Below are 4,161 nucleotides of genomic sequence, written 5' to 3'. Positions count from 1 at the left end.
CTCGCCTGCGAGTCATCAGCGATCCACGCCACCGAGCCGCTCCACGGACTCGTGCTGGCGTCAGCGACGGCAGGCCTGTTAGGGCTTTCGCCCTTCCCGATAGCCCGGAATATACATCATCCTGACTTACGTGTCATGATGACGTACAATTTATTTTATGTGTGGAACGGGACGACTATGACGTACCGGATTCCACATGAGACGAAGAAGGTGCGTGCGACCGCAAGCATGTGGACGCGCAGAGACAAGCACTGGACGCGGAGTGATGTGATGGGCATAGACCGAACGTGCAGGAAGTGCTGTGCGCGCGGCCATGTCGACTCATTGACCATAAGGAAAGAACAGATCAATGACCCCAATACAGAAGAGATTGGCAGCTGAAACAGAACCGTGGGAGACTCGCGACCACCGTCAGCGAGTTGCGGCAAAGCGGCGGCAGCGTATGCGCTCGCTGTTGCTGAACAGTGCGATGCGCTTGATGGTAGAGAACAGCGCCGCGACGCCTTCCATCGACGACATCATTTCGGCAGCACGGGTCTCACGTGGCACGTTCTACAAGTACTTTCCGTCGTCTGACGCGATCGTGCGGGAGCTTGTTGGGAATATTGCTGAACAATGGGTGCGGGCCGCCGACCCCATTGTGCGCGGCCATGACGACCCGGCCGAACACATCGCCAGGGGAATACGGCTGGCGTCGATACTTACGATACGCCAGCCGGGTGTGGCTGGAATCCTTGGCCGGCTTGGCTGGGCTGGCTACCAGGCACCCAATATGCTGGAGTTCGTCCGCAGGGACATAGAGGAAGGTATTCGACGCAATCGCTTCAAGCGCATGCCGACCGCCCTGGGGTTCAATATCGTTGCCGGCGCGGCAATGAGCGCAATGCACCGCATGCTTGAAACCGAATGTCGCGAAGATTTTTCGGAGCTCGCCGCCGCCGTGGCATTGCGCGCCTTAGGCGTGGAGGAAGCGGCGGCTGATGCGATATCCAAGTCGCCGCTGGATGCGAGCGAAGTGCTGTTCGATGGCTTGCTCGCCGAAGCGAGCGGCGAAGTGCCATAGTGTTGGCTACCCCCGCAAGTTGGAGGGCTCGGCCATTTCGGCGAGCTTTTCCTGTGCCTTTTCGAGCAGTGATTCAGGCGCAGCGACCAGCTTTGGCAAAGGCGCAGAGGTCAACTTTGTGGCACTCGATGCAGACACGCCGAGCGACCGCAACACCGCCCGGACAATCCGCTCGGGATAATCCTTAGTCGTTTTTCCCTGGGCCATACGGTGAACGGCGATCACCCCCGCGCCTGCCACCATGTCCAATGCAACATCGGCCGAAGCCTCGTCAAACGTGCCCGTCTTCAGGCCTTCCTTGATATCCGAGGGCAGGTACTCGTACACCGCACTCTTCTTGCCGACCAAACTCAGGCCTGTACCGGAAAGAAACTGCGCCACCACAGGATAGGATCGTGCAAGGTGCAGATACAAGCGAATACCCGTTGCAACACGCAACGCCGGGTCTTCGATATTGCCGACCACGCTCTCGATCATTTGCACCATGTCGTGACTGAGCGCGTCGCTGACAGCCGCCAGCAGATCGTCGTTAGTACGGAAGTAGTTGTAGAAGGAACCTTGTGAGACGCCAGCTGCCGCGATGACATCCGGGATCACGCTGGCCCCAATACCCCTTTGCGCAAAAACGATCATCGCGCTTTCAATGAGACGCTTGCGCATCCGTGCACGCCGCTCGGCGGCAACGCGAGGGCGGTGGTCTTTGGGATCAGGATCGGCAGGCATCTTCAATTAGTTGTCCTTATGTGACGAGGCGATTATATCAATACGCTGCTACAACGCCGACAACATGGCGTAGGCCATGAACGTCCCGCCTTCCTTTATACGAACAGGCTCCATGCCGTCCGCGACTCGCGTCGAGCGCGCAGCGTCTCACGGCGCCTCCGCCACGACAATCAGGCGTTCGGCCGCGGCGAGGATGTCCTGCGGCAGGCCTTCGCGAACTTCGACTTCGCAGACAACTTTCATGGATATCGTTCTGAGGAAAAAAAGGGCCTGCATGCAGCATGAAACAGCGGGACAAGGAGGCGTTTTGCAGCAGAAGTGCCCGTTGCAATCCTTATACGATACTCATTGTCATGATGACACGAAAGTCATTTTGTAGCAGAATACCGAAATCCCGAAAGATTCCGGTGCGCTCGACGCACTGCTTGCCTCATGCAACGAGGCCGATAACCATACCAGGACACGTAGTGCATCAGAACCACTTCCCGCTGCCAGCTCCGCCACAGGATCCGCGCCGGCTGATTGCATGCGAGCATTGCGACGCACTCCATACGCGTGTGGCACTGAAACCGGGCGAACGTGCCACCTGCCTGCGCTGCGGCGGTGGGCTCTATCGCGACAGTTCGCTTGCCTATCGCCGCCTGCTGCCGCTCGTGGTGACCGCTCTGATCCTGTTTCTGATCTCGAACGCGTACCCAATTGTCGCTATGGACCTCAAGGGCTCGCACATGGAGACCACGCTATGGGGCTCCGTACAGGCGCTCTACGCGGACGACATGACGTTGGTGGCGATGCTCGTGTTCGCCACGACGATCCTGCTTCCGCTGGCCGAGTTGATCATGATGTGTTACCTGCTCGTGTCGATGGCGCAGCACCGCATGCCACCCGGGTTCGACCTCATCGTGCGCAGCATTCGCCAGACGCGCCCGTGGGGCATGATCGAAGTGTTCATGATCGGCGTGCTGGTCACGGTGGTGAAGCTGTCCACCATTGCGCAGGTGCTGCCTGGCGTCGCCCTCTGGTCGTTCGGTGCCCTTGTAGTCGTACTTGCCGCCATCCTGTCCTTCGAGCCGCGCGAACTGTGGCATCACCTCGCTGTCCATGATGCAGATGACGTGCCACCCTGCTCACTGGATGCCGCGTCATGACCACGCCTCAATCGCCCCACGCTACCGCCACTTCGCTCGGACTGCTGTCGTGCCACGCCTGTGACCGGCTCAGTCCGATGACGCTCGAGGCCGAACCGTGTCCGCGCTGCGGCGCCGTACTGCGTCATCGCAAGCCGGCCAGCGTGGCGCGCGCCTGGGCCTTCCTGCTGGCCGCTTACCTTCTGTATATCCCAGCCAATCTGCTCCCGGTGATGGTGACGCAGTCAATTCTCGGTACGCAGCGCGACACCATCATGTCCGGCGTGATCTATCTGTGGCTGTCCGGCTCGCACATGCTGGCCCTCGTCGTGCTGATCGCCAGCGTTGTCGTCCCGCTGCTGAAGATGATGATCCTGACATTGCTGCTGCTATCGGTGCGCCGCAGATCGACCTGGCGCATCCGCGAGCAGACCCGGCTCTACGCGCTGGTCGAAGTCATCGGCCGGTGGTCCATGCTCGACATCTTCGTGGTGGCACTGCTGGCCTCGCTGGTGCGGGCCGGGGCGCTGGCCACGATCATGCCCGGCGCCGGGGCCCTGGCCTTTGCCTCGGTTGTCGTGCTGACCATGCTCGCGTCACTGAGCTTTGATCCCCGTCTGCTGTGGGATGCGCTCGAGACGTCGTCTTCCCCCATCGAATCTCCCCACTCCGACCATGCCAGAACACGTTAATCATCCCCCGCCTCACGGTGTACCGCAGCCTGGACGCAAGCCTCGCGCGCGCTGGCTACCCTCGCTCGTCTGGCTGATCCCCATCGTTGCGGCGGTGGTCGGACTTTCGCTGCTGATCAACACGCTTGCGTCGCGCGGGCCCGAGATCACCGTCACATTCCGCACCGCGGAAGGCTTGACGCCGGGCAAGACCCCCGTGCGCTACAAGGACGTCGATATCGGACTGGTCAAGACGGCACGGCTGGCCGCGGACCGTTCGCATGTGATCGCGACGATCGCGTTGACCAAGGACGCGGAGACCTTCGCCGTGGCCGACACACGCTTCTGGGTGGTGCGGCCTCGCTTTGCAACCAGCGGCGTGTCGGGGCTCGAGACGCTGCTATCGGGCGCATATATCGGCGTGGATGCCGGCAAGTCAGGCGAGAAGACGCGCAGCTTCACCGGGCTCGAAGTCCCGCCGACTGTCACTGCCGACGCCTCAGGCAGGCAGTTCGTGCTGCGTGCGCAAGACCTGGGCTCGCTCGACATCGGCTCACCGGTCTACTATCGTCGCGTG

General features: G+C 61.0%; 6 protein-coding genes. 5 read left to right on the top strand and 1 reads right to left on the bottom strand.

The annotated features are described in order from the left end of the window. The coding region (locus ACYP5B_RS07360) for a hypothetical protein (protein WP_459569137.1) at nucleotides 1-381 on the top strand (381 nt) is incomplete at its 5' end. Nucleotides 382-442: 61 nt separating this feature from the next. Further along, nucleotides 443-1,063: a TetR/AcrR family transcriptional regulator gene (locus ACYP5B_RS07355; protein WP_459569136.1), complete on the top strand. Its 621-nt coding sequence runs from the start codon at nucleotides 443-445 to the stop codon at nucleotides 1,061-1,063. 6 nt (nucleotides 1,064-1,069) lie between these two features. Here ACYP5B_RS07355 and ACYP5B_RS07350 read toward each other — a convergent pair whose 3' ends face one another. After that, nucleotides 1,070-1,786, bottom strand: coding sequence for a TetR/AcrR family transcriptional regulator (locus ACYP5B_RS07350; protein ID WP_459569138.1), 717 nt, complete (start codon nucleotides 1,784-1,786; stop codon nucleotides 1,070-1,072). Nucleotides 1,787-2,253: 467 nt separating this feature from the next. Here ACYP5B_RS07350 and ACYP5B_RS07345 point away from each other — a divergent pair, with 467 nt between their 5' ends. The 3 genes from ACYP5B_RS07345 to ACYP5B_RS07335 all read left to right on the top strand — a co-directional run. After that, the gene (locus ACYP5B_RS07345; protein ID WP_459569135.1) at nucleotides 2,254-2,934 is read left to right on the top strand and encodes a paraquat-inducible protein A; all 681 of its coding nucleotides are present in this window, start codon (nucleotides 2,254-2,256) and stop codon (nucleotides 2,932-2,934) included. Then, nucleotides 2,931-3,605, top strand: a complete 675-nt coding sequence (locus ACYP5B_RS07340) for a paraquat-inducible protein A (protein WP_459569134.1) — start codon at nucleotides 2,931-2,933, stop codon at nucleotides 3,603-3,605. Before ACYP5B_RS07345 ends, ACYP5B_RS07340 begins: the two co-directional genes overlap by 4 nt. Continuing rightward, nucleotides 3,589-4,161: MlaD family protein (locus ACYP5B_RS07335; protein ID WP_459569133.1), on the top strand; the 573-nt coding region annotated here is incomplete at its 3' end. The genes ACYP5B_RS07340 and ACYP5B_RS07335, both read left to right, overlap by 17 nt.

The sequence above is a fragment of the Cupriavidus sp. 8B genome (assembly GCF_054589115.1).
Note: the sequence above shows the minus strand (reverse complement) of the source record. Positions and strands in the feature narration are given on the sequence as shown.